Source organism: Pseudomonas sp. AIG (assembly GCF_977020205.1).
In genome coordinates, this window is the sequence record NZ_CDROCK010000001.1 from 321791 (window position 1) to 342341 (window position 20551).

The window sequence follows — 20551 nt, forward strand, 5'->3', positions numbered from 1 at the left end:
GATGCACAATCATCCGCGTTCCCTCTCGACCGGACCCCGCTTATGGACAAGTTGCTGGCACTGAAGATGTTTGTGGAAACCGTGCGCTGCGGGGGCTATTCCTCGGCAGCGCGCAAACTCGGGATTTCAACGTCGTCAGTGACACGGCAAGTGGCGGGGCTGGAACACGAACTGGGCGCGAGCCTGCTCAATCGCACCACGCGCAACACCAGCGTGACCATTGCCGGCCAGACCTATTTCGAAAAAGCCGTGGCGATTCTCGACGCGATTGACGAAGCCGATGCCGTTGTCGCCGATCGTGGCGCCGAAGCGCAGGGCCGTCTGCGTATCAGCGTGCCGGTGGAGTTCGGCCGACGCCTGATCGCGCCGCACCTGAGCCGCTTGCTGGAGCGGCATCCCGGTCTGGAGATCAGTCTATCGCTGAGCGATCAGGTCAGCGACCTGCTCAGCGAGCAGATCGATGTTTCGGTGCGGCTGGGATCATCGGTGGTCAGCGAAGACATCGTCAGCAAACGCGTGGGGCAGTTCGAACGCTGGGTGGTGGCCAGTCCGGCGTATCTGGCGCGTAGCCCGGCGCTCTGTCATCCACGGGATTTGCTGGAGCATCAATGCCTGCGTTTCGATTACCGCGGCACACACCAGCACTGGACCTTTCAGAATGAAGACGCGCCCATTCAGCTCAACGTCCATGGGCGTTTGCAAAGCAACAACGCCGACATCCTGCGCGAAGCCGCCATCGGCGGCGGCGGAGTGACGCTGCTGGCCGACTGGCTGGTGCGCGACGACGTGGCAGCCGGCCGGTTGACCCGATTGCTTGAGCAGTACGAGGTCAATCCCGGCAGTGCCAGTACTTGCATCAACGCGTTGTATTTACCCAATCACCGTGGGTCCAGCCGGATCAACGTGTTTATCGATTTCCTGATGGAAATTCTCAGCCCGGCGGCCGTGACCACGCCTGCCGCGTGATCCCTGTGGCTCAACGGCGGCCGGTTCGCGTACTCACATCCACCCAAACCGCCAACACCAAAATGCTGCCCTTGACGATCATCTGCCAGTAGCTGTCGACGTCGAGCATCGACATGCCGTTATCCAGACTGGTAATGACCAGCGCGCCGAGGAGGGCGCCGTACACCGTACCGGAGCCGCCGCGCATGGAAGTACCGCCGATAAAGCACGCGGCGATGGCGTCGAGTTCGCCCATGCTGCCGGCCGAAGGTGAACCGGCAGCCAGGCGCGCGGTGTTGACCACGCCGGCGAGGGCGCACATCACGCCCATGATCCCGAAGATCCACAGCTTCACCGCCTGCACATTGATCCCGGACAGGCGTGTCGCTTCCATGTTGCTGCCCACGGCATACACGCGCCGGCCGAACACAGTCTGACTGGTGACGTAGCTGAACACGCCCAACAGAATCAGCAGCAACAGGACCGGCACTGGAATGCCGTCGTAGCTGTTCAGCGTCTGTACAAAACTGGCGAGCACGGCGCCGATCACCAACACGCGGATGACGTCACGCAGCAATGAATGCGCCGCGAGGCCGTGAAGGGCGCGATTGCGCCGCTGTTTCCAGGTCAGAAATACCGTCAGCGCGAACAGCAAAATGCCCAGGCCCGTGCCGATTGCGTGGGGCAGGTAACCCTGGCCGATGTAAACCAGCTCCGGCGATACCGGCGCGATGGTCGTGCCGCCGGTAATCCCCAGCAAAATCCCGCGAAAAGCCAGCATGCCGCCCAGACCAACGATGAAGGAGGGGATGCGCAGGTAAGCCGCCATGTAGCCGTTGGCGAGGCCGATCATCAGGCCGCACAAGGCGACCAGACTCAGGTTGGCCAGCAGCGGAATGTGGTAGACCACATCGAGAATCGCCGCGAGGCCACCGAGCAGGCCGAGCAATGAGCCAACCGACAAATCGATCTCGCCACTGATGATCACCAGCACCATGCCGCAGGCAAGAATGCCGGTAATGGACATTTGCCGCAGCAGATTGGAGAGGTTGCGCGGGGTCAGGAATCCACCCTCGGTCTGCCAGCTGAAGAACAGCCAGATCAGCACCACGGCAAACACCAGCGCGAGCATTTTGTAGCGGGTGAACAGTTGTTTGACCTGATTCATTTACGCGGATTTCCGATCATTATTGTTATGGCTGCCAGGCTGGCTGAGGGCGGCGGCGAGCACCTGTTCCTGCGTCAAATCATGGTTGACGAAGTCGCCACGTAACTGGCCTTCGCCGATCACCAGCACACGGTCGGACACGCCGAGCACTTCGGCCAGTTCCGACGAGACCATGATGATCGACACGCCGGCGGCGGCCAGCGCGCCCATCAACTTGTAGATTTCATATTTGGCGCCGACGTCCACGCCTCGGGTCGGCTCATCGAGAATCAGTACCCGGGGTTTGGCCAGCAGCATCTTCGCCAGCACGGCTTTTTGTTGATTACCACCCGACAGGCTGGTGATCGGCAGGAAAGGGCTGGCGGTCTTGAGGTGCAGGCGCGAGATTTCCCGATCGATGCAGCCCAGTTCAGCTTCGGCATCGATGCGGGTCAGTTTCGAGTAGTTGTCCAGCACAGCGAGGGTGATGTTCTGACCGACGCCCAGATCCGGAATGATGCCTTGGCGTTTGCGGTCCTCCGGCACCAGACACAGGCCGGCGCGGATGGATTTGAGCGGCGTGCGCGTGTCGATGGGTTGCCCGTCAAGCCACACTTCGCCTTCGTGCCGGCCGGGGTAAGCGCCGAACAGCGCGGTTACCAGTTCAGTGCGGCCGGCACCGACCAGCCCGGCGATGCCAAGGATCTCGCCGCGTTTGAGCACGAAGGAAATGTCGTCGACCCGTTTGCGCCTGGGGTTGTCGACGTCGTAGCAGGTGATGTGCCGGGCCTCGAACATCACTTCGCCAATGTCGTGTGGCTCGCAGGGGTAGAGGTTGCTCATTTCCCGCCCGACCATCTGCGTGATGATCTGCGCAATGTCCATGTCGGCCATGGCGGTGGTGGCGATGTGTTTGCCGTCGCGGATCACCGAAATGGTGTCGCACACGGCGGCCACTTCATCGAGTTTGTGCGAGATGTAGACGCAGGCAACGCCCTTGGCTTTGAGGTCGCGGATGATGTCCAGCAACACCTCGATTTCCGATCGGCTCAAGGCCGATGAAGGCTCGTCGAGGATCAGCAGACGGGCCTTTTTATTGAGGGCCTTGGCGATTTCCACCAGTTGTTGATAGCCGCCGCCGTACTGCGAAACCGGCAGCGATACGTTCATGTCGGGGACTTTCAATTCGCGCATCAGCGCTTCGGCGCGGTGGATCATCGCCGGGTAATTCATGCGCCCGCCGGGCAGCGTCAGCTCATGGCCCATGAAAATGTTTTCGGCCACCGACAGATCGGGCACCAGTGTCAGTTCCTGGTGAATGATGACGATGCCGGCGGCTTCCGTTTCACTGATCGATTGCGCCCTGAGCGGTTGTCCGTCCCAGAGGATTTCACCGTCCCAGGTGCCGTGCGGGTAGACCGCCGAAAGGATCTTCATCAGCGTCGACTTGCCGGCGCCATTCTCGCCGCACAGGCCAACGCACTCGCCGGGCCGGACCTTGATGTCGATGCCGTTCAGGGCTTTGACACCGCCGAAGGTTTTGACGATGCCGTTCATTTGCAGCAGATAGTCGGACATGGACAGGGCTCGTATAGCAAAGACTCACACACCACGAAACCTGTGGGAGCGAGCTTGCTCGCGAAAGCGGTGGTTCAGCTGGCATCGATACTGAATGTGCTGCCGTCTTCGCGAGCAAGCTCGCTCCCACAAGGGTTTTTCGCATTACCGGAGATCACTTCCCGGCAATTTGCGCCTTGGTGTAGAAGCCGTCCTGTTCGAGCAGGTCGATGTTGTCCTTGGTCAGCGGGGTGGGCGTGAGCAGGATGGTGTCGACTTTTTTGCTGCCGTTGTCGTACTGCGAGCTGAAGGCCGGTTTCTCGTTGCGCGCCAGTTGCACCGAGAGCTTGGCCGCTTCGGAGGCAATCAGTTTCAATGGCTTGTACACGGTCATGGTTTGCGTGCCGGCGATCACGCGTTTGACTGCAGCAAGGTCGGCGTCCTGCCCGGAAATCGGCACCTTGCCGGCCAGTTGCTGCGCCGCCAGTGCCTGGATCGCGCCCCCTGCCGTGGCGTCGTTGGAGGCGACGATGCCGTCGATTTTGTTGTCGTTGCGGGTCAGGGCGTTCTCAACAATGCTCAGCGCCTCGGTCGGGTTCCATTCCTTCACCCACTGTTGGCCGACGATCTTGATATCGCCCTTGTCGATGGCTGGTTGCAGCACTTTCATCTGGCCTTCACGCAGGATCTTGGCGTTGTTGTCGGTGGGCGCACCACCGAGCAGGAAGTAATTGCCTTTGGGCGCGGCATTCAGCACGCCGCTGGCCTGCATCTCGCCGACTTTTTCGTTATCGAAGGAAATGTAGGCGTCGACATCAGCGTTAAGAATAAGCCGGTCGTAGGACACAACTTTGATCCCGGCTTTCTTCGCTTCGGCCACCGCGTTGGTCAGCACCGTGGCATTGAACGGCACGATGACGATGACATCGACGCCCCGGGAAATCAGGTTTTCGATTTGCGAAATCTGCTTCTGCTCGTTGGCATCGGCCGACTGCACGAAGACCTTGGCGTCCATTTTTTCTGCTGCCGCAACGAAGTAGTCACGGTCACGCGACCAGCGCTCCAGGCGCAGGTCATCAATGGAGAAACCGATTTTCGGGTGGGCAGCGTCAGCCATCACCGGCAGTGACAGCAGCGCCAGGGCAGTGGCCAATAGCGTGCGTTTTACGTTCTTCATAGTGGGGCGTCCTTTTATTGTTGTTGGAAAGACACGGCCTGACGATGAGTATCGGGCTGGTAAAACTGTAGAGAATCCGCAGACGCCGCAGGCACAGATTTGTCGTAGAAATGTCACCGCGTGAAGGCGCCCGCAGGCTCTCTGTGTGATCAGCGATAGATAAACCGGTTGACGATGTTCTCGAGCATTTCCTGGCGGCCGCTGACGGCTTGCGGGTTCAACTCGTTGGTAAACGCGTGCTCGGCCAACGATTCAAGGTTGAAGTCCCCCGTCAGCACCGCCTGCCCGAACGGCTGCTGCCAGCCGGCGTAGCGTTGATCCTTGAGCCGTTGCAGTTTGTCGTTCTGCACCATGGCCGCGGCGCGTTCAAGAGACAGGGCGAGAACATCCATGGCGCCAACGTGGCCATGGAACAGATCGATCTGATCGAGGCTTTGCCGGCGAACCTTGGAGTCGAAGTTGAAGCCACCATTCTTGAAGCCGCCGGCCTTGAGAATTTCATAGGTGGCCAGGGTCATTTCTTCGACGCTGTTGGGGAATTGATCGGTGTCCCAGCCGTTCTGCGGATCACCCCGGTTGGCGTCGATGCTGCCGAAAATGCCCAGCGAGACGGCCGTCGCGATCTCGTGATGGAAGCTATGCCCGGCGAGGGTCGCGTGGTTGGCCTCGATGTTGACCTTGATTTCGTGTTCCAGCCCGAACTGCTGAAGAAAGCCGAACACGGTGGCGCTGTCGTAATCGTATTGGTGCTTGGTCGGTTCCTGCGGCTTGGGTTCGATCAACAGGTCGCCGGTGAAACCGATCTTGTGCTTGTGCTCGACCACCATGCGCATGAATCGGCCGAGTTGTTCGCGCTCGCGTTTCAAGTCCGTGTTGAGCAGGGTTTCGTAGCCTTCGCGACCACCCCACAACACGTAGTTGGCGCCTTTCAGACGATGGGTCGCGTTCATGGCGCTGAACACCTGAGCAGCGGCGCAGGCGAACACTTCCGGGTCCGGGTTGCTCGCGGCACCTGCCGCGAAGCGCGGGTTGCTGAAGCAGTTGGCGGTGCCCCACAGCAACTTGATGCCGCTGGCTTCCTGGTGTTGCTCGAGGTGATCAACCATCTGCGCGAAGTGGTTGCGGTACTCCTTCAGAGAGCTGCCTTCCGGGGCGACATCGGTGTCATGGAAGCAGTAATAGTCGATACCCAGTTTGGAGAAAAATTCGAAGGCGGCTGCCGCCTTGCCGATGGCCATTTCCATCGGGTCGCCGGTGTGTTGCCATGGCCGTTTGAACGTCCCCGCGCCGAACACATCGGAACCCGGCCAGACGAACGTGTGCCAATAACAGGCAGCCATGCGCAGGTGTTCGCGCATGGGTTTGCCGAGGATGAGTTTGTCGGCGTCGTAGTGACGAAAGGAGAGGGGGGAATCGCTGTTTGGGCCTTCGAAGCGAATCGGCTCGACATCGGGGAAATACTGCATGGACCTTGTCCTTGTTGTTCTTGGCGGTGTCTCGATACTAGCAACGGCCCCGACCCTGCTGATTATGAAAAACATCAACACGGGGTGCGATTTTGCGTATTGAGCTTCTCCGGTCAGGCGCCTAGTCTGTGTCAATCGCCTCTGTGAAAAGGGGCCCGGGACAAACATAAGAACAATGAAAACCGTACCGCCTGTTCACCGCATCGCCCTGTTGTTCAACGGCAGCAAGATCTACGACCGTGGCATCATCAGTGGCATCGGCAACTACCTAAGCAGCACCCGCGCCTCCTGGGATCTGTTCCTGGAAGAGGATTTTCTCTGTCGCTTGAAAGGCATCGAGCGCTGGCAGGGCGACGGGATCATTGCCGATTTCGATGATCCGCTGATTGGCGAGGCACTGGCCGATATCCAGTTGCCGGTGGTGGCGGTAGGGGGCTCGTACGAGGACAAACGCGCCTATCCGAAAGCGATTCCGTATGTCGCCACCGATAACAACGCGCTGATGACGCTGGCTTACACACATTTGATCGAGGCGGGACTGCAGCGCTTTGCCTGCTTCAGCCTGCCGGAAGCGCAGGCCAATCGCTGGGCACAGGAGCGGGAAAAAGCCTTTCGCAAACTGATGAAACGCGACGGCTTGCACGGCGAAATCTATCGCGGCATGGGCACCAGCGCACCGCTGTGGGACAGCGCCGTCGAACAACTGATCGCCTGGCTGCAAAGCCTGCCCAAACCCATCGGCATCATCGCCGTCAGCGACGCCCGCGCCCGGCAACTGCTGCAAGCCTGCCTGACCGCCGGGATTGCCGTGCCGGAGCAGGTGGCATTGATCGGCATTGACAATGATCCGCTGACCCGCAGCCTGACCCGCGTGCCGCTGAGCTCAGTCATCCAGGGCACAGAAACCATGGGCCGTACCGCCGCGCAATTACTCCATCAGATGCTCCATGGCATGCCGTCCACCGGTACACAAATCCTGATTCCTCCCGATGCGGTCAACGTGCAGGTGTCGAGCTTGCACCAGCCTTTGGGCAATCCCTACGTCATGCAAGCGCTGCTGTTCATCCGTCAATACGCTTGCCAGGGCATCAAAACGGCGCAGGTGGCGGCGTATGTCGGTGTGTCGCGTTCATCACTCGAAGCGCATTTCCGCGCCGAGCGAGGCTGCAGCGTGCATGACGAGATCCTGCGTTTCAAACTGGCAGCGGCCACCAGCGGATTGAAAAATACTGACTCGGTGATCGCCGACGTTGCGCGCAGTTGTGGGTTTAAGTCTGCGCAGTATTTGCACACGGTGTTTCGCCGGGAGTTTGGTTGTACGCCGCGGGAGTATCAGCAAGGGGCAGGGATGCGCTGATGGAATACCGGAAATGAGGTTAGAGTGGGCATCAATGTCTTGATTGTTGCGTGAACAATGAATCGTCCGCTGTTCGTTTCTCTGGATGGGCCCAAAGGCACCGGCAAAACCACACTGTTGGAAGCCGTTACGCAAGTACTGAGGGCGGGCAACCAGAAAGTCATCCGGCTTTGCGAGAGAAAAAGCGATCCGTTCAGGGGGGAAACCATGGCCTTGGTTAACACTCTGGCGAGAAATCCTTGCCGGGATCTCGAATGGGCTGTGTGTCAGCGCCTTGCGGATAGCCGTCGCTGGATCTCCCAGAACGTTCTGACGAAGCAGCCGCTGGACAGCATCATCCTGATTGATCGCTGGTATCCCTCGGATGCCGCGTTTCGCCAAACCATCCCGTTTGCCGAGATTCTTCAATTGAATATGGAGCGAGGCGTGCAGGTGCCAGATCTGCATGTCGGCGTCGTCACCGATCCGGATATTTCATGGGCCAGAGCTGCCAACCGATCACGAGGACTGGGCGGCACTGTGATCCAGAAGCACGCAGAGCATGTGGCGTGTACGGAAATGTTCGAGCAAGCGGTCAAGGATCATGGTTGGATGTTGTGCCGTAATGAAGGAACGGTTGAGGAGGCGACGATGCTGGTGGTTTCTCGGGTCTATGAGGTGCTTGGGTTGAACGTCGAAGTGGATGCCAGTCTTGGCGCTCAGGGTATCGCGTAGACCTTGAAGTTCAGTGGACACGGCCTGCCACTTCGGTGCTCTCGGCGGTAGAAGGTCACCTTTCGGTAAAGGCCCGAAAAGGGCCTTTTTGCTAGATGAGGAATTGGAATTGAGAGCAGGCTTTCCAGCTCTAAAGGCCATTTGGCTGACTTGGCTTTGCTGTATTTTCTTGGGCTAGCTCGATGCACTTCAATGCCAAAATGGTTGTCGGGTCGACCAATGCAACCTCATGATTTTTGATCATGTAGGATTCGCTATGCTGGAGCACCAATGGAAGCTCTGTGCACCCCAGGATGAGTACATCTGCACCCAGTTCACATAGATGCTCTGCGGCGGTGAGTAACTGATCCCTACAAATGCCCTCCGTAAAACCCGCCTTGATTCCGTGATCTCCGTAGATCGAATCCATCACCAGCGTTTGGTAGTTCGCGCCAGGGATGATGATTTGAAGTCCAGCCCGTCGCGCTGCTTCGTGATACACCTGACTTTTTATCGTGCCGGAAGTAGCAAGCAGGCCAACGGTTTTGCCTGCGCCATATCTGTGCACGATTGCCTCTACTGTCTCAGTCAACATATTCACGATAGGCACACGAAGATGTGCCTGGATGCGCTCAACAAATGCATGAGCGGTATTACAAGGAATGGCTATGGCATTGGCGCCAGCGCTTTCCAGCCGCTTGCATGTAGCGTACATCGCCATCGTTGGATCAGTTTCGTCATTCAGCAGGTTGGCCGTGCGATCAGGGATCTGGGGGTTTTGTTCTACCACCATTTTGATGTGCTCCTGGTCGCGGCCTGCGGGGGTGTTTGCCACGACCTTACCCATGAAGTCGACCGTTGCCGCCGGCCCAACTCCGCCTACTATCCCAAGCTTAAATGGCGGGCGGGTTGACTGGCGTTTTTCCAAGGTGGCAAAAGTCGCATAAATCTCGTTGATATCCAGGACAGTCAGGCCACGTCTTTGAAGATCACCGCAGACCAATGAGAGCTCAGTCATGCCGGGCAGAATTATCGTGGCACCCTGATCCTGAAGTGAGAGGCATGCCTGATACACGCACTCCACTGGCACCCCATCAAGGTGTCCATCTTTGATGCCGTTGACCCCATACATGGCGTCCATTAACCCAGACTGCTCGGTGTCACGGGGATAGACCAGCTTGAAGTCGGTGCCAAAATAGCGCTCGAACATCCCGGAGTGCCTGACATAGTCCGAAGCGACGATGCCCAACGTGGTACCAGGCTCCGCGACATGATCGATGTGCTTGCGCAATGCCGTCATCATGTCCAAGACAGGTATTCCTATCTCCTCCTGGATCTCCTCACGAAACGTGTGGCTGGCGAAACAAGGCAGTAATACTGCGTTTACTTCGCTGGCCTCGAATGTCTGGCAGACCTGGAACACGTAGAACTTTCTGGAGCTCATGTTGGCACCCTGATCAAGGGGCATCAGGACGTCTTTAAAGGGGTGTTGCTCAAACAGGAAGTGGTAGCGGCCTTGATCTTCCAAAACCGCTCGGGACTTCACCAACTTGTAGAAAAGGTCGCCGCCGGCCAGTGATCCAAGTCCGCCGACGATACCTAATTTGCGAGCAAACGATGACTTGCTGGACGGCTTCGATTTACCTTTCATCTTTATGCTCTCAAGCGCTGGCTACAGTTTGGGTAGGGATTGCAGATGCGTTTTCGGGCTCGTCTTCAGCCTCTTCATGTGGCTCTGATTTGGCAACCACTGCAGTTGCAATGCTATTGCCAACCACGTTGGTGGCAGTTCTGGCCATGTCGAGGAATTGATCAATGCCGAGGATCAGCAAAATGCCTGCTTCGGGAAGGTTGAACATGGGTAACGTCGCCGCCACCACAACCACCGATGCTCGCGCTACACCTGCCATCCCCTTGCTGGTGATCATCAGCGTCAGAAGGATTAGCAGTTGCTGTGTGAAGCTCAGGTCGACGTTGTAGGCTTGGGCAATGAACATGATGGCGAACGCTTGATACATCATTGAACCATCAAGGTTGAATGAGTAGCCCAGCGGTAGAACGAAGCTGGAAACGCGTTTTGGCGCACCAAATTTCTCTAGTGCCTCCATGGTTTTGGGATATGCAGACTCGCTACTGGCAGTAGAAAACGCTAACAGAACAGGTTCGCGAATCAGCTTACCCAATGTAAATACCGAGCGGCCCAAGAACAGGTAGCCAGCACCGAACAACACACACCACAGAATCACAATGCCCAGGTAGAACTCGGCAATTAGCTTGCCGTAATCAACAATCAATCCGAGGCCTTGAGTGGTGATAGCTGATGCGATGGCTGCAAATACACCGATGGGCGCGAAGGCCATGACGAAGTCCGTGACCTTGAACATCACTTTGGCCAGCTCTTCGATGCCATCGACTATCGTTGTGTAACCTGCTCGCTTCACACCCGCCAAGGCAAAACCGAAGAACAACGAGAAGACCACGATTTGCAGGATTTCGTTGTTGGCCATTGCTTCAGCGATGCTGCGTGGAAACACGTGGCTGATGAAAACCTTGAGGCTGAAATCCCCGGTGTTTACAACGGGACTCGCCGCGTGCTGGACGACCTCCATGTTCAGTCCTGCGCCAGGCTGAAACAGGTTCACCAGGCCCATGCCGATTGCCAGCGAGACCACCGAAGCGGTGACGAACCAGACCATGGCTCTTAGGCCAATGCGGCCAACGGAGCGAGAGTTTCCCATGCTGGCAATTCCGCCGACCAAGGTGGCGAACACCAGAGGAGCGATGATCATCTTGATCATGCGTAAAAAGATGTCAGTGACCATCGAGAAGTAAGACGCTATCTCTTTGGCGTTTTGTTCGCTCCCTGCGAAGTGATGGCACGCCCAACCGACAAGCACGCCTAAGGCGATGCCAATTGCGATCCGACGCGGAAGTTTATTTTTCTTCACGGAGCTATCCTCAAGTGGTTTTTTTGCTTTTTTTACTTGGCAGGAGACAAGTGTCATTCGGTCGAAGCTCTTCGGCCTCGCTTCTACGATTTCGATTCTATGGTCGGGTTTGCAGGGGCATGATGAGTAATCCCGATAGGCTCATGCGTTTTTGGAATAGTTTTCGAAACCGCTGCTTTGCGCTGACTCCGGGGCCGTAGACTGCTCACTCGGGACATGAGGTGTGGTTATGCAAATCAAATGGCTGGATGATCTTTTAGCGGTCGCGGAGTGGAAGAATTTCTCTCGGGCTGCCGAGGTTCGCTGTGTGACCCAGTCGGCGTTGTCGAGGCGCATAAAGTCGCTTGAAGAGTGGGTGGGCGCAGAGTTGGTGGATCGTGGTACCTATCCTGTCCAACTGACTCCGGCTGGTCGCACATTTTGTGAGGAAAGCCGCGAAGCATTGGCGGGACTAATGAGGTTGCGTTCGAGTCTGCGGGAGGTAGAGCGGATGCCAGGGCGCTCCATTCAGGTGACCGCCGGCCACAGCTTGTCGATGACATTTTTACCGAAGTGGCTAACTCAGTTTCAGCAGCATAATGAACAGTTTAATGCGCGAGTCGTCGCCGCGAACATTCATGACGCGGTCATCGCCTTGGAGGAAGGGGGGTGCGATCTGATGATCGTCTATCACCACCCTTTGGCGCCCATACTTTTAGATCCAGCAAAGTTCGGCAGCCTGACGTTGGGACATGACGCCTTCATTCCATTGTGTGCACCTGACAAGAAAGGGCAACCGCGGTATCGCTTACCTGGCACGTCAATCAAAGCTGTTCCACACCTCGCCTACACGGCCACCACTTTCTTAGGACGCGTTGCAGACATCGTCATCAAAAATGGGCCATCTGTGAGCGTGTTGGAACGCTGCTATGAAGCGGACATGGCGATGCTTTTGATGCGAATGGCGATAGAGGGATACGGCGTTGCATGGTTGCCACAGAGTGCTGTAATTGACGAGCTTCAGCGAGGTCAGTTGGTGAGAGCGGGTGGTGATGAATGGAGTACACGACTGGAGATACGTTCCTACTGCTCCATAACTAATGAGAATCCTACGATGCGCAGCTTATGGAAAACACTCGAAAGCGCCTCCCGCGATCTTCATGGCAAAGCAGCCAGTTGATCGAAGCACCAAGGTTCGAATCACGTGAAATCGTACCCTCAAGCAAGGGTAATGACATCTGCGCATCGAACCATTCTGAAACGTCATCACCCTCAGTTTTCTGCGTGATAGTCTCGCCGCACTTTTGAGTTGGCACTGATCGTTCCCACGATGAAGGCCATAGTGAGGAGCGATCATGCCCAGAGTTTCCCATCAAGCATTACGCCGTTCGTTTCGCGTGCTGCTGGCGTCCGGTAACTGTTTTCAGACGGCTTCTGTCACGCCAGCTCACTCGCAGCACATCAAACTTCAGCGCAACCGAGCTGGCCTATACCTACACATTGCCGGAAACATATTTGAATTGGGCCAGGGACTTCATGGATGTTCAGGAGTGATGAAAATCTCCTGATCAGCTCCTGTTGCTCTGCCGACAAGTTTCCTCCTGCTTGAATCCGCAGGCATGATTTGCGTGCCGAGAAGAGCACTCGCACTCATGCGGTTTGGTCACCCTCAGTTGCGTATTCAGCAGTTTGCTTCCGGAGCGATCCGGGAGCTTTTTTCTTTTCAAATAAGTGCTTGAAGCCCTGAGTGTTTCTGCCTGCTCGATGATGAGTACGGCAGATGACTTTAACTGCTAGCGAGCTTTGTCATGCTCCAGAGACCTGGCAATGTTCGGCTCACAAGCAGGAGCTGTTTCTATGCAAATTCTGATGCTTGAGCACAATGGCTGTATTCCCAACAATCCGAACCTACCTGTACTCGTATTTCTGGTGGTCTCTGCTTGCCCGGCGGCACAGCACGCGGACATCTGTCGCGCGGCACCAAGCAAGTCGCAACTGGTGAAGATTGACGAACTGCCGTTTCCAGATCTAGACCCGGTGCAAGGCGCACATGGCCCCTTATGTAAATATTGGAAGTGCTTACCGTGTAGAGGGACGAGGTAGATTGACCAGGGCAGGAAACGCAGTATTGGTCGCGACTTGCGCATACCTGCTTCAGAGCAATTCGAAGGTCAATCGGGCGAAACACTCAGGCTCAACCGCTTTTAGGTTTACGACCCCGTGAGCTTGGTTTCACCGGTACGCTTTGACCATACTCACTCCACCATAGCGCGAGTGCCTCCATCGTTGGCCCTAGCGCACGGGCTTTTGCCGTCATCTCATATTCGACGCGTGGGGGGACTTCTGCGAAGACTGTTCGCGATACCAGGCCATCGTTTTCAAGCTCACGAAGCTGTGCTGTCAGCATGTGCTGAGTGATACCGCTGATCGCTTTACGCAGTTCTCCGAAGCGATAGATTCGCTGGTTCAACAACCACATGATTTCCAGCTTCCACTTGCCTGAGAGGAGCGCGAATGCACGGCGCATTTCCTCATGCATGTTGATCTGATCGTCATCAATAGTCTGGTTTTCCATACTAAGCACCACTTTTTCATCCTACTTGTAGCTTTTCATATTAGGCGACATCGTAGACCTAAGTCGACGCATCAATGCCTGCTTAGGAAAAGTCTCATGATTGAAATCTACATTTACTGGATCAGCACAACACTTCTGTCGATGTTGTATTTGGCTTCGGCGACGATGTACCTGGTCAAAAGGGAATGGGTTCGTCAAGCACTTGCCGACCTTGGATATCCCGCCACCCTGATGCCGCTGCTCATTGCGGTGAAGATCCTGGCCGTGGTTGCCATCCTTCTACGCATTAACGTCTCGCTTAGTGATCTCGCCTACGCCGGCATGCTTTATCACCTACTGCTCTCAGCGTTCGCGCATTTAAATGTCCGCAAGCCTAGCGGAGCCTTACCGGCGGCTATCTGTCTCGCGCTGCTGATCACTTCTTTTGTCACCCAAAATGCCGCTCGTGACGTGCCGTCACCATACGTGCAAGTAGCTGCAGCTCACTCATTAACCTCTAAATAACTGGAGATCGTAATGTCCCGACTAAACGGAAAAGTAGCCATTGTCATCGGAGCCGGTCGTGGTATCGGTCGCGCTACCGCAAAGCTCTTTGCAAAAGAAGGTGCAAATGTCGCCGTTGTTTCAAGGACGGCTGAGAATGTGGCTGGTGTTGTCGCTGAGATCCAGGCTGATGGCGGTACCGCCCTCGGAGTAGTCTGCGATGTGTCCGACCCGAGTCAGATCAGTGTCGCCGTGGAAAAGGTCGTGGTTGAATATGGGCGCATCGATATTCTTGTGAATAATGCCTTTGACCCTTCAGTGGTCTCATCCTCCGTTCTCGACTTGTCGACCGAGCAGTTGCAACGCAATTTGGAGATGGGGCCGATTGCCTATCTACGGACGATGCAAGCCTGCTACCCACATCTCAAAGCCAGTGGGGAAGGGCGTGTCATTAACTTTGCATCGCTGGCAGGTGTGATTGGCTTGCAAGGTTATGCACCGTACAACATGGCGAAGGAGGCAGTCCGTGCTCTTACTCGCTCGGCAGCAAGGGAGTGGGGCGCTGACAACATTACTGTTAACAACGTCATGCCGGTCGCTGACACTTGGGGGGTTGATGCCAGTACGCCCGCGCCAACCAACGCACTTAACCGTTATGGATCACCTGAGGAGGATATTGCGCCGGTCGTACTGTTCCTCGCCAGCAGGGATGCACAATTCCTGACCGGTTACAGCCTTACCCCGGACGGAGGTCAAATCATCGATAGCGCTCGATAACAGTTACCTCAAATACGATTGCCATTGCTCGAGTGACTCGTCCCCAGCAAGATCCACAGTTGACTCTGATGACCTTGTATTGGCCGGGCCAGAATACTTGAGACTGCGATTGGGATCGAACATAGCTCGTGATACGAAATGGGGTCCGCAAGCGCAGCGGTTGCACCATAGTTTCCCTTCGACAAATAATCGACCTGGCGACCTACATGGAGTCGGCTGACCGATTCATTCAGACGCCAATTATCGCTTGAGTGGTTCTGTTTGGATCAGGAATGGTTCGAATGTTTGCGCACTGTGAGCCAGTTGCAATCGCGAGCAATCACCGGTTTCAACTGTCGGCTGGCTCAGCCAATGATCGGCTTTTTCTTTTCAGGCCAAGAGTCTTGGTCATTTTTAAAGGCATTGAGAGGGGATGCGTATGCGGTAAGCGCATTTAGTTACCGGTGACAACTGTTGTCCATTTCCTTATACCCCCGTCCGATTCGTAAGCTCCTGAAAAATAAAGTCCCAAATAAAAGCTATCAGATATCACCGTTTATTTTTCCAAAAAAAACGGAGATTAATGAAATCACTCCTATATAAATCAATAAGTTACATATCTCCGGTAATTTGGACAAGCGGTGGCGTGTCTTTACCATCGTTGTCTATGCTTTACATCATTCTTCCAGTTAAATTTTTTACAGGGTGAGGATGTATGACATACGTAGGAGCTTTCGCAACCTCGGACTTAGGCCCTGAACTACTGGTGGTTGTTAGCATCCATCGGCCGCCGCGTGACAGTGTCAAGCTCTGCAGGCTGTCGGATGGGCATTGCTTTTCCCTAAGCCCTTCGCGGGTGCATATCTTGGATAGGGGATGGCGCCTTTTCGAGGATCACATGGATGAGGAAGTGAGGAAGTTCCGGCTCGCTCATCATAAAGACCGCATCACATCTCCCCCTAGCGCTTGCCAGAATGAGTCGGCAATTGAGGAGTACATCAGCATTATCGATGAGACCTTTGCCAGTTACCGGCTCATGCCGCTGAAAACTTACATAATTCAGAAAGAGTTTGACCGTTGGAATTTCCCCTCGTATACCACGGTCGATTGCTGGAGGCACGTGTGCCACGCTTGCGAGCTGAAAGGTCTTGCACCTCCTACGTTGAAGGTGGTGCGATCGAGGCTTGAAGGCGTCGCCAAACAGGATGAATCAAAACATAAATTCCGACACTGCGTGTAGTCATTACTAATGGACTACGTAGTAGGGGAAAGCGTGTTTCTGAAAGAGCGCGATGGGATTTTCACCGTGCTGGACTTTGACGTCAAAACTGATAGCTACCTTATTCAATCCTCAGGAAAAATAGAACCGCCATGGAAGGCGCATCGGGATAGTCTCCTAAAAATCTCCTCAGATATTAGCGAGCGCATTCGGGCGGAAGTTATTGCTCATGACACACAACAGCACCTCCTGGCTGAAGTGTCTAAACCTGTATCCCGATACGATGACGATCAGATTCTCACCGCAAGAATGCGGGAACGAATTATCAAGCCTCTATATGAAGCTGAGAAAGCTGAAAAAATTACCAAGACTGACAAAGAATGGGCCATGACTGAGCTGAAGGTGAAGCTCACGGTGCTCAATGATTTGTTGGCTAGGTACCGCAAATGGCCCAATTGGGAGAGTCTGGTTCCGGGTAAGCCAGGTAGGCGCAAGGGCGCAACCCGATTCAGCCAAGAAGTTGAAGACGTCATGGTTATAGCGAGCCAAGAAGATCCTGTAGGCCCCGGGGGCACGGTGCAAGCAATGGTTAATGGAGCTCGAGCACGGCTTTTCGATCTTAACCAAGCTGCTCCTTCTGATGCGACTATAAGAAGGCGTTATAAAAAATGTGTTTCTGATCGCGAAGCGTTAGCGAACAACAAAGGCTCAAAGGCTGCACGCGATAAATTTAATACCTTTGAGCAGGGAGCAGTCACTACGCATGCCCTACAGCTAATTCACGCAGATAATAGTCCACTTGATTGCCATGCGATCGACCCCGAAACCGGAAAGTGGTTGGGGCGACCAAACTTAACGTTGATTGTGGATGATCATACCGACTCGTTTTTGGGATTCGCTCTTTCATACCGTGCACCTTCGAGAAACACATTAGCTGATGCAATGCTAATGGCCGTCCAGCCCAAAGACGTGCTGTTGGAAGAGTACGGGTTGGCCGGAACATTCGTCTGGATGCAGTATGGGGCGGGAGAGAACTACCGAGTTGACGGAGGTAGGGATCTAAACGCGAAAACTGTTCTGGCTGGTCTTGATAAGCACGGAATCACTCCTCAGAGAAGAATGCGGCCTCAAAGTGGCGGTAAAGTTGAGCGTGGATTCGGTAAAATAAATCCCCTATTCATGCAAAGGCTCAACGGGGCTATTGCGTCAAATCGAAAAATTGCACGTGGCGAAGACCCACAAGCCATGGCTAGGTACTCCATCACAGATCTTTTCATATTGATAATAACTCAAATTTGTATCTGGCATGAGTGGTCTGGTGGTGATCGTCTTACCTCCAATCAACGCTGGTTGAAAAGCTTCGGAGTGCATGATGGCGTCATAAAGGTTCCGAGGACTTTAGCGGATCCTGAGCACTTTTGGATAGATATCCTTCATGAGCGTCACGTTTCGGTGCGGCGTGAGGGAATACTGACAACTGAATTACTTTACACGGCTGGCCCTTATAAAAATCAGGTCGGAAGGCAGGTAAGGATTAAAATAGACCATAACAATATCCATCGCGCCTGGGTTGAGTACGAGGCCAAGTGGGTAGAAATAGCATTGATCAATAAAGGGTGTGGCAATATCCCTAAGACGATGTGGGAGTGGGATGTAAGACGGAAGTATGGCCAGCGTAGGAATGAATTGACGATTCTTGGGTTGGTCTATGTCAATGCGCAGCGGAAGTTGATGAGAACTCTTATTACAGATGGGGAGCTCAGAAGGCTCGAAGAATCTAGTGCACTCCAAGAACGAGCGTTGAATGCATTGTCTCCGGGCTTGATCACAAACTCTTCTCAGTCTTTGCCTTCTGCCACCACTGAAGAGCCCAGAGCCAGCAACGCCGCGGTGACATCAGATGGAGGTTCAGCATCGGTACAGCGTGGCCCTGCGCCCCCCATGATGGGAGATGACGACTTATGAACCATCTTACCGAAAAGACCAAAGAGCTCTTAGACCTAACACGCGAAGATCGGGCGCTTGCGTGCATGAGAGAGCTTTTCCTTATGCATCCGTCGGCGATGGCAGCGGAGCTCAACGCTCAGCGTTTAGTGGCTTTACCTAGGTGCACCTCTAATGCCGGTATGTCCTTGATCGCGCATCCAGGCGTCGGCAAATCGTCATTAGGTCAGCGCTGGCAGACTCAAAGCTTCAAGCCGAATTCAAAATGGCCTGGCAAGATAATTTACATCGATCTCGTGGAGAACATTGCGAACCTAAGCATCATGAAGCTTTTCCTCGCGGAAGTGGGTAAGCAATTCTACAAGCGACCGCTTAACCTGTCATATCGCGACGTTGCGCTAGCTCAGAGTCTGATAAGGGAGAATAACGTTCGAGCTGTATTTATTGATGAAGCCCCGCTGCTTCGCCAGACACTCACGGACAAGCGGGTCAATCGCGAGCACGGCGCGATTAAGGGGCTTGCCGGGCCCGCTTGGCAGATGAATATGATTATGAGCGGAACTGCTGAAGGTCTTAGGGACGTTTATGGAGAGGATGCGACACTTTTGAGTCGGTTCAGCCTTCGAAAATCAGAACTAACCGCTTGGAATAACGATTTCGAAGGAGAATCCTTCGTGAACGGGTACCTGTGTTACATGCCGCTGTTGCAGAAATCGGTCGTCAACATGGCTTTTTTGAAGAACCTTTATGACTTCGCGATTACGGTAACCGTCGTAAATCGTACCCGGGTGGAATATCGCTCGCGCCGAGCGGTTGTGGAGATTTTGAGGGAGGCTTGCCGGATGGAGGTCGAGAGCGGCCAGGAATATGTCAATGCAGATAGCATCTTAAAAGCGTGGAATGCCATGCAGGGTGTCAACGAGGCACTGGATAGGTTGGAGATCCGACCTACGATGATTTTGAACAGCGCGCCTGCAGATTAAGTGCGCGCGTTGAGGTAAAGGTTATGTTGCCCGTCATCGGTTTTTGCAGCATTACCGAACGAGCTGTGCAGTCTAGCTTTCTTGACAGCGGAGACCGCTTCACTGAAATGCCAAGACCGCACTACACCTCAGTCCCACAACGAAATAAAATCGCGATTACCGTACCTGCTGCAGCGGGACAGGAGGTGAGCGTTGATCCACGATGAAACCGATGCGTATTGGTCTGGAGCTTCTGGCAATGAAGAAGCTCTGAACGAGTGCTATCGGTTTTGTACGTCCGCAGAATCCTCAGAATGCGAGGGAGTTGGCAAAGGTGTAGCGGAGGCATTGCGGGAAGTAATGCTCGTAGTGGGTTCCCCTGGATGTGGCGCCACTGCCTTGGCCAACCAGTTAGCCCTGCGGTTGCGTGCAGTTGATCAGAATGTGTTAGCCATAGATGAGATTTCAAGTTTTGAACCAGGTAATTTCAAAGCGAATCTGGATGTAGCTTTGCGAATTCCGCCGCTGGTTGATGCCAAGACGGGGTCAGCAACAGTGGGTCTGAATGCACTGCAGCTTGCAGTGCTGGAGGCACGGAGCTACGAATGCTTCATCGTCCATGACGCGGATATTTATGGTTTTGACGAGAGTGCACAGGCAGGTAACGCGGCGGTGATTCTCCAACTCCTGCGAATTAATCAGCTAGCGCGAATCGTGATATTCGGCGCTGCCAACTCGGTTGAATGGCTGAAGATTGCGTTTAAGGACGCGTCTTTGGGCTGTAGGACGATACAGCTCGAACCGATGCAATCTTATTCGGATTTTGGTCGGTTCATTATCGATGTCGCGCTTCATGTCTTGCCGCCGTGCCCCCCTCGTCGTGTTGAAGGCCTCGGTTTAGATTCTATTTATGATTGGTCGGGCGGGTACATAGGACTTGCGGTCACAGCGCTGATTCACAAGGTCATGGAGGAGATCCCACTGAATGTCGTAGATGTCGAGCAGTCTATAGCTATGTTTTCGTGTGCTGAAGAAGAGTCCGCCAATCTTGAGATTAGCCATGGAGCAGGTGGGCAAACCATACCGTCCGAGACATTTGAAGCGGAAGTGCCCCAGGCCGCAGTTGTGGTTGAACGTTGTGCGGCAGATGACAGCGTAGGCCGCAATAGGAGGGATGTGGGGAGAGGTTGCAGCACCACGCAAGCGTTGGCGCTATGGCACTCAAAACCACCGGAAACCGAATTGCGGCATCACCACCCAGTGGTTGATAACGAGTCCTTCTCATCCTGGGTCGCCAGGCAGGCTATGGGGCTAAGTCACAGCACTGGATACACCTTAGCGAG

The 20551-nt window shown here is 54.8% G+C and carries 16 protein-coding genes and 1 pseudogene; 10 read left to right on the forward strand and 7 right to left on the reverse strand.

What is annotated here, in order from left to right:
* Positions 1 to 42 precede the first annotated feature (42 nt).
* A complete protein-coding gene (locus ACWR1S_RS01385; RefSeq protein ID WP_454562176.1) occupies positions 43 to 966 on the forward strand; it encodes a LysR family transcriptional regulator in 924 nt (307 codons plus the stop codon).
* 10 nt (positions 967 to 976) lie between these two features.
* Here ACWR1S_RS01385 and ACWR1S_RS01390 read toward each other — a convergent pair whose 3' ends face one another.
* The 4 genes from ACWR1S_RS01390 to xylA all read right to left on the reverse strand — a co-directional run bounded on the left by ACWR1S_RS01390 (position 977) and on the right by xylA (position 6292).
* Positions 977 to 2113, reverse strand: coding sequence for a sugar ABC transporter permease (locus ACWR1S_RS01390; RefSeq protein WP_454562177.1), 1137 nt, complete (start codon positions 2111 to 2113; stop codon positions 977 to 979).
* Positions 2114 to 3670, reverse strand: coding sequence for a D-xylose ABC transporter ATP-binding protein (gene xylG / locus ACWR1S_RS01395; RefSeq protein ID WP_454562178.1), 1557 nt, complete (start codon positions 3668 to 3670; stop codon positions 2114 to 2116).
* Positions 3671 to 3824: 154 nt separating this feature from the next.
* Entirely contained in the window at positions 3825 to 4826 is a 1002-nt protein-coding gene (gene xylF / locus ACWR1S_RS01400) for a D-xylose ABC transporter substrate-binding protein (protein WP_064118124.1), read from the reverse strand.
* A 149-nt stretch (positions 4827 to 4975) separates the two neighbouring features.
* Positions 4976 to 6292, reverse strand: a complete 1317-nt coding sequence (gene xylA, locus ACWR1S_RS01405) for a xylose isomerase (protein WP_454562179.1) — start codon at positions 6290 to 6292, stop codon at positions 4976 to 4978.
* A gap of 175 nt (positions 6293 to 6467) precedes the next feature.
* Between xylA and ACWR1S_RS01410 the strand changes: the two genes are divergently transcribed.
* Both ACWR1S_RS01410 and ACWR1S_RS01415 read left to right on the forward strand, forming a co-directional pair.
* Positions 6468 to 7649 (forward strand): XylR family transcriptional regulator, encoded by a 1182-nt coding sequence (locus tag ACWR1S_RS01410; protein ID WP_371041998.1) that lies wholly within the window; start codon positions 6468 to 6470, stop codon positions 7647 to 7649.
* Between the two features lie 57 nt (positions 7650 to 7706).
* Positions 7707 to 8363: a dTMP kinase gene (locus ACWR1S_RS01415; RefSeq protein WP_034154036.1), complete on the forward strand. Its 657-nt coding sequence runs from the start codon at positions 7707 to 7709 to the stop codon at positions 8361 to 8363.
* 130 nt (positions 8364 to 8493) lie between these two features.
* Here the strand turns inward: ACWR1S_RS01415 and ACWR1S_RS01420 are convergent, their stop codons facing one another.
* On the reverse strand, positions 8494 to 9993 hold the full coding sequence (locus tag ACWR1S_RS01420; RefSeq protein ID WP_034154035.1) for a cysteate racemase: 1500 nt from the start codon (positions 9991 to 9993) through the stop codon (positions 8494 to 8496).
* A 10-nt stretch (positions 9994 to 10003) separates the two neighbouring features.
* Positions 10004 to 11290: a dicarboxylate/amino acid:cation symporter gene (locus tag ACWR1S_RS01425; RefSeq protein ID WP_077573066.1), complete on the reverse strand. Its 1287-nt coding sequence runs from the start codon at positions 11288 to 11290 to the stop codon at positions 10004 to 10006.
* Between the two features lie 229 nt (positions 11291 to 11519).
* On the opposite strand from ACWR1S_RS01425, the gene ACWR1S_RS01430 reads away from it, so the two are divergent.
* Both ACWR1S_RS01430 and ACWR1S_RS01435 read left to right on the forward strand, forming a co-directional pair.
* The gene (locus ACWR1S_RS01430) at positions 11520 to 12449 is read left to right on the forward strand and encodes a LysR substrate-binding domain-containing protein (protein ID WP_034154034.1); all 930 of its coding nucleotides are present in this window, start codon (positions 11520 to 11522) and stop codon (positions 12447 to 12449) included.
* A gap of 260 nt (positions 12450 to 12709) precedes the next feature.
* Positions 12710 to 12823: pseudogene (locus tag ACWR1S_RS01435) on the forward strand (isocitrate lyase/PEP mutase family protein); the annotation flags it as partial.
* Positions 12824 to 13463: 640 nt separating this feature from the next.
* On the opposite strand, the gene ACWR1S_RS01440 reads toward ACWR1S_RS01435, so the two are convergent.
* A complete protein-coding gene (locus ACWR1S_RS01440) occupies positions 13464 to 13844 on the reverse strand; it encodes a winged helix-turn-helix transcriptional regulator (RefSeq protein WP_034154307.1) in 381 nt (126 codons plus the stop codon).
* A 96-nt stretch (positions 13845 to 13940) separates the two neighbouring features.
* Here ACWR1S_RS01440 and ACWR1S_RS01445 point away from each other — a divergent pair, with 96 nt between their 5' ends.
* The 5 genes from ACWR1S_RS01445 to ACWR1S_RS01465 form a co-directional block, all read left to right on the forward strand.
* The gene (locus ACWR1S_RS01445; protein ID WP_077572855.1) at positions 13941 to 14348 is read left to right on the forward strand and encodes a DoxX family protein; all 408 of its coding nucleotides are present in this window, start codon (positions 13941 to 13943) and stop codon (positions 14346 to 14348) included.
* 12 nt (positions 14349 to 14360) lie between these two features.
* A complete protein-coding gene (locus ACWR1S_RS01450; RefSeq protein WP_034154032.1) occupies positions 14361 to 15104 on the forward strand; it encodes an SDR family NAD(P)-dependent oxidoreductase in 744 nt (247 codons plus the stop codon).
* A gap of 1228 nt (positions 15105 to 16332) precedes the next feature.
* On the forward strand, positions 16333 to 18267 hold the full coding sequence (locus ACWR1S_RS01455) for an integrase (RefSeq protein WP_454562180.1): 1935 nt from the start codon (positions 16333 to 16335) through the stop codon (positions 18265 to 18267).
* Positions 18264 to 19229, forward strand: coding sequence for a TniB family NTP-binding protein (locus ACWR1S_RS01460; RefSeq protein WP_454562181.1), 966 nt, complete (start codon positions 18264 to 18266; stop codon positions 19227 to 19229). The genes ACWR1S_RS01455 and ACWR1S_RS01460 overlap by 4 nt, the downstream gene beginning before the upstream one ends.
* A 192-nt stretch (positions 19230 to 19421) precedes the next feature.
* Positions 19422 to 20551 (forward strand): ATP-binding protein (locus tag ACWR1S_RS01465; protein ID WP_454562182.1); only part of this gene is annotated, 1130 nt, incomplete at its 3' end.

What these genes read in the sequence shown, in the direction of transcription:
- ACWR1S_RS01385 (WP_454562176.1), top strand. Translation starts at nt 43, where the DNA reads ATGGACAAGTTGCTGGCACTGAAGATGTTTGTGGAAACCGTGCGCTGC.
- ACWR1S_RS01390 (WP_454562177.1), bottom strand. Translation starts at nt 2,113, where the DNA reads ATGAATCAGGTCAAACAACTGTTCACCCGCTACAAAATGCTCGCGCTG.
- xylG (WP_454562178.1), bottom strand. Translation starts at nt 3,670, where the DNA reads ATGTCCGACTATCTGCTGCAAATGAACGGCATCGTCAAAACCTTCGGC.
- xylF (WP_064118124.1), bottom strand. Translation starts at nt 4,826, where the DNA reads ATGAAGAACGTAAAACGCACGCTATTGGCCACTGCCCTGGCGCTGCTG.
- xylA (WP_454562179.1), bottom strand. Translation starts at nt 6,292, where the DNA reads ATGCAGTATTTCCCCGATGTCGAGCCGATTCGCTTCGAAGGCCCAAAC.
- ACWR1S_RS01410 (WP_371041998.1), top strand. Translation starts at nt 6,468, where the DNA reads ATGAAAACCGTACCGCCTGTTCACCGCATCGCCCTGTTGTTCAACGGC.
- ACWR1S_RS01415 (WP_034154036.1), top strand. Translation starts at nt 7,707, where the DNA reads ATGAATCGTCCGCTGTTCGTTTCTCTGGATGGGCCCAAAGGCACCGGC.
- ACWR1S_RS01420 (WP_034154035.1), bottom strand. Translation starts at nt 9,993, where the DNA reads ATGAAAGGTAAATCGAAGCCGTCCAGCAAGTCATCGTTTGCTCGCAAA.
- ACWR1S_RS01430 (WP_034154034.1), top strand. Translation starts at nt 11,520, where the DNA reads ATGCAAATCAAATGGCTGGATGATCTTTTAGCGGTCGCGGAGTGGAAG.
- ACWR1S_RS01440 (WP_034154307.1), bottom strand. Translation starts at nt 13,844, where the DNA reads ATGGAAAACCAGACTATTGATGACGATCAGATCAACATGCATGAGGAA.
- ACWR1S_RS01445 (WP_077572855.1), top strand. Translation starts at nt 13,941, where the DNA reads ATGATTGAAATCTACATTTACTGGATCAGCACAACACTTCTGTCGATG.
- ACWR1S_RS01450 (WP_034154032.1), top strand. Translation starts at nt 14,361, where the DNA reads ATGTCCCGACTAAACGGAAAAGTAGCCATTGTCATCGGAGCCGGTCGT.
- ACWR1S_RS01455 (WP_454562180.1), top strand. Translation starts at nt 16,333, where the DNA reads ATGGACTACGTAGTAGGGGAAAGCGTGTTTCTGAAAGAGCGCGATGGG.
- ACWR1S_RS01460 (WP_454562181.1), top strand. Translation starts at nt 18,264, where the DNA reads ATGAACCATCTTACCGAAAAGACCAAAGAGCTCTTAGACCTAACACGC.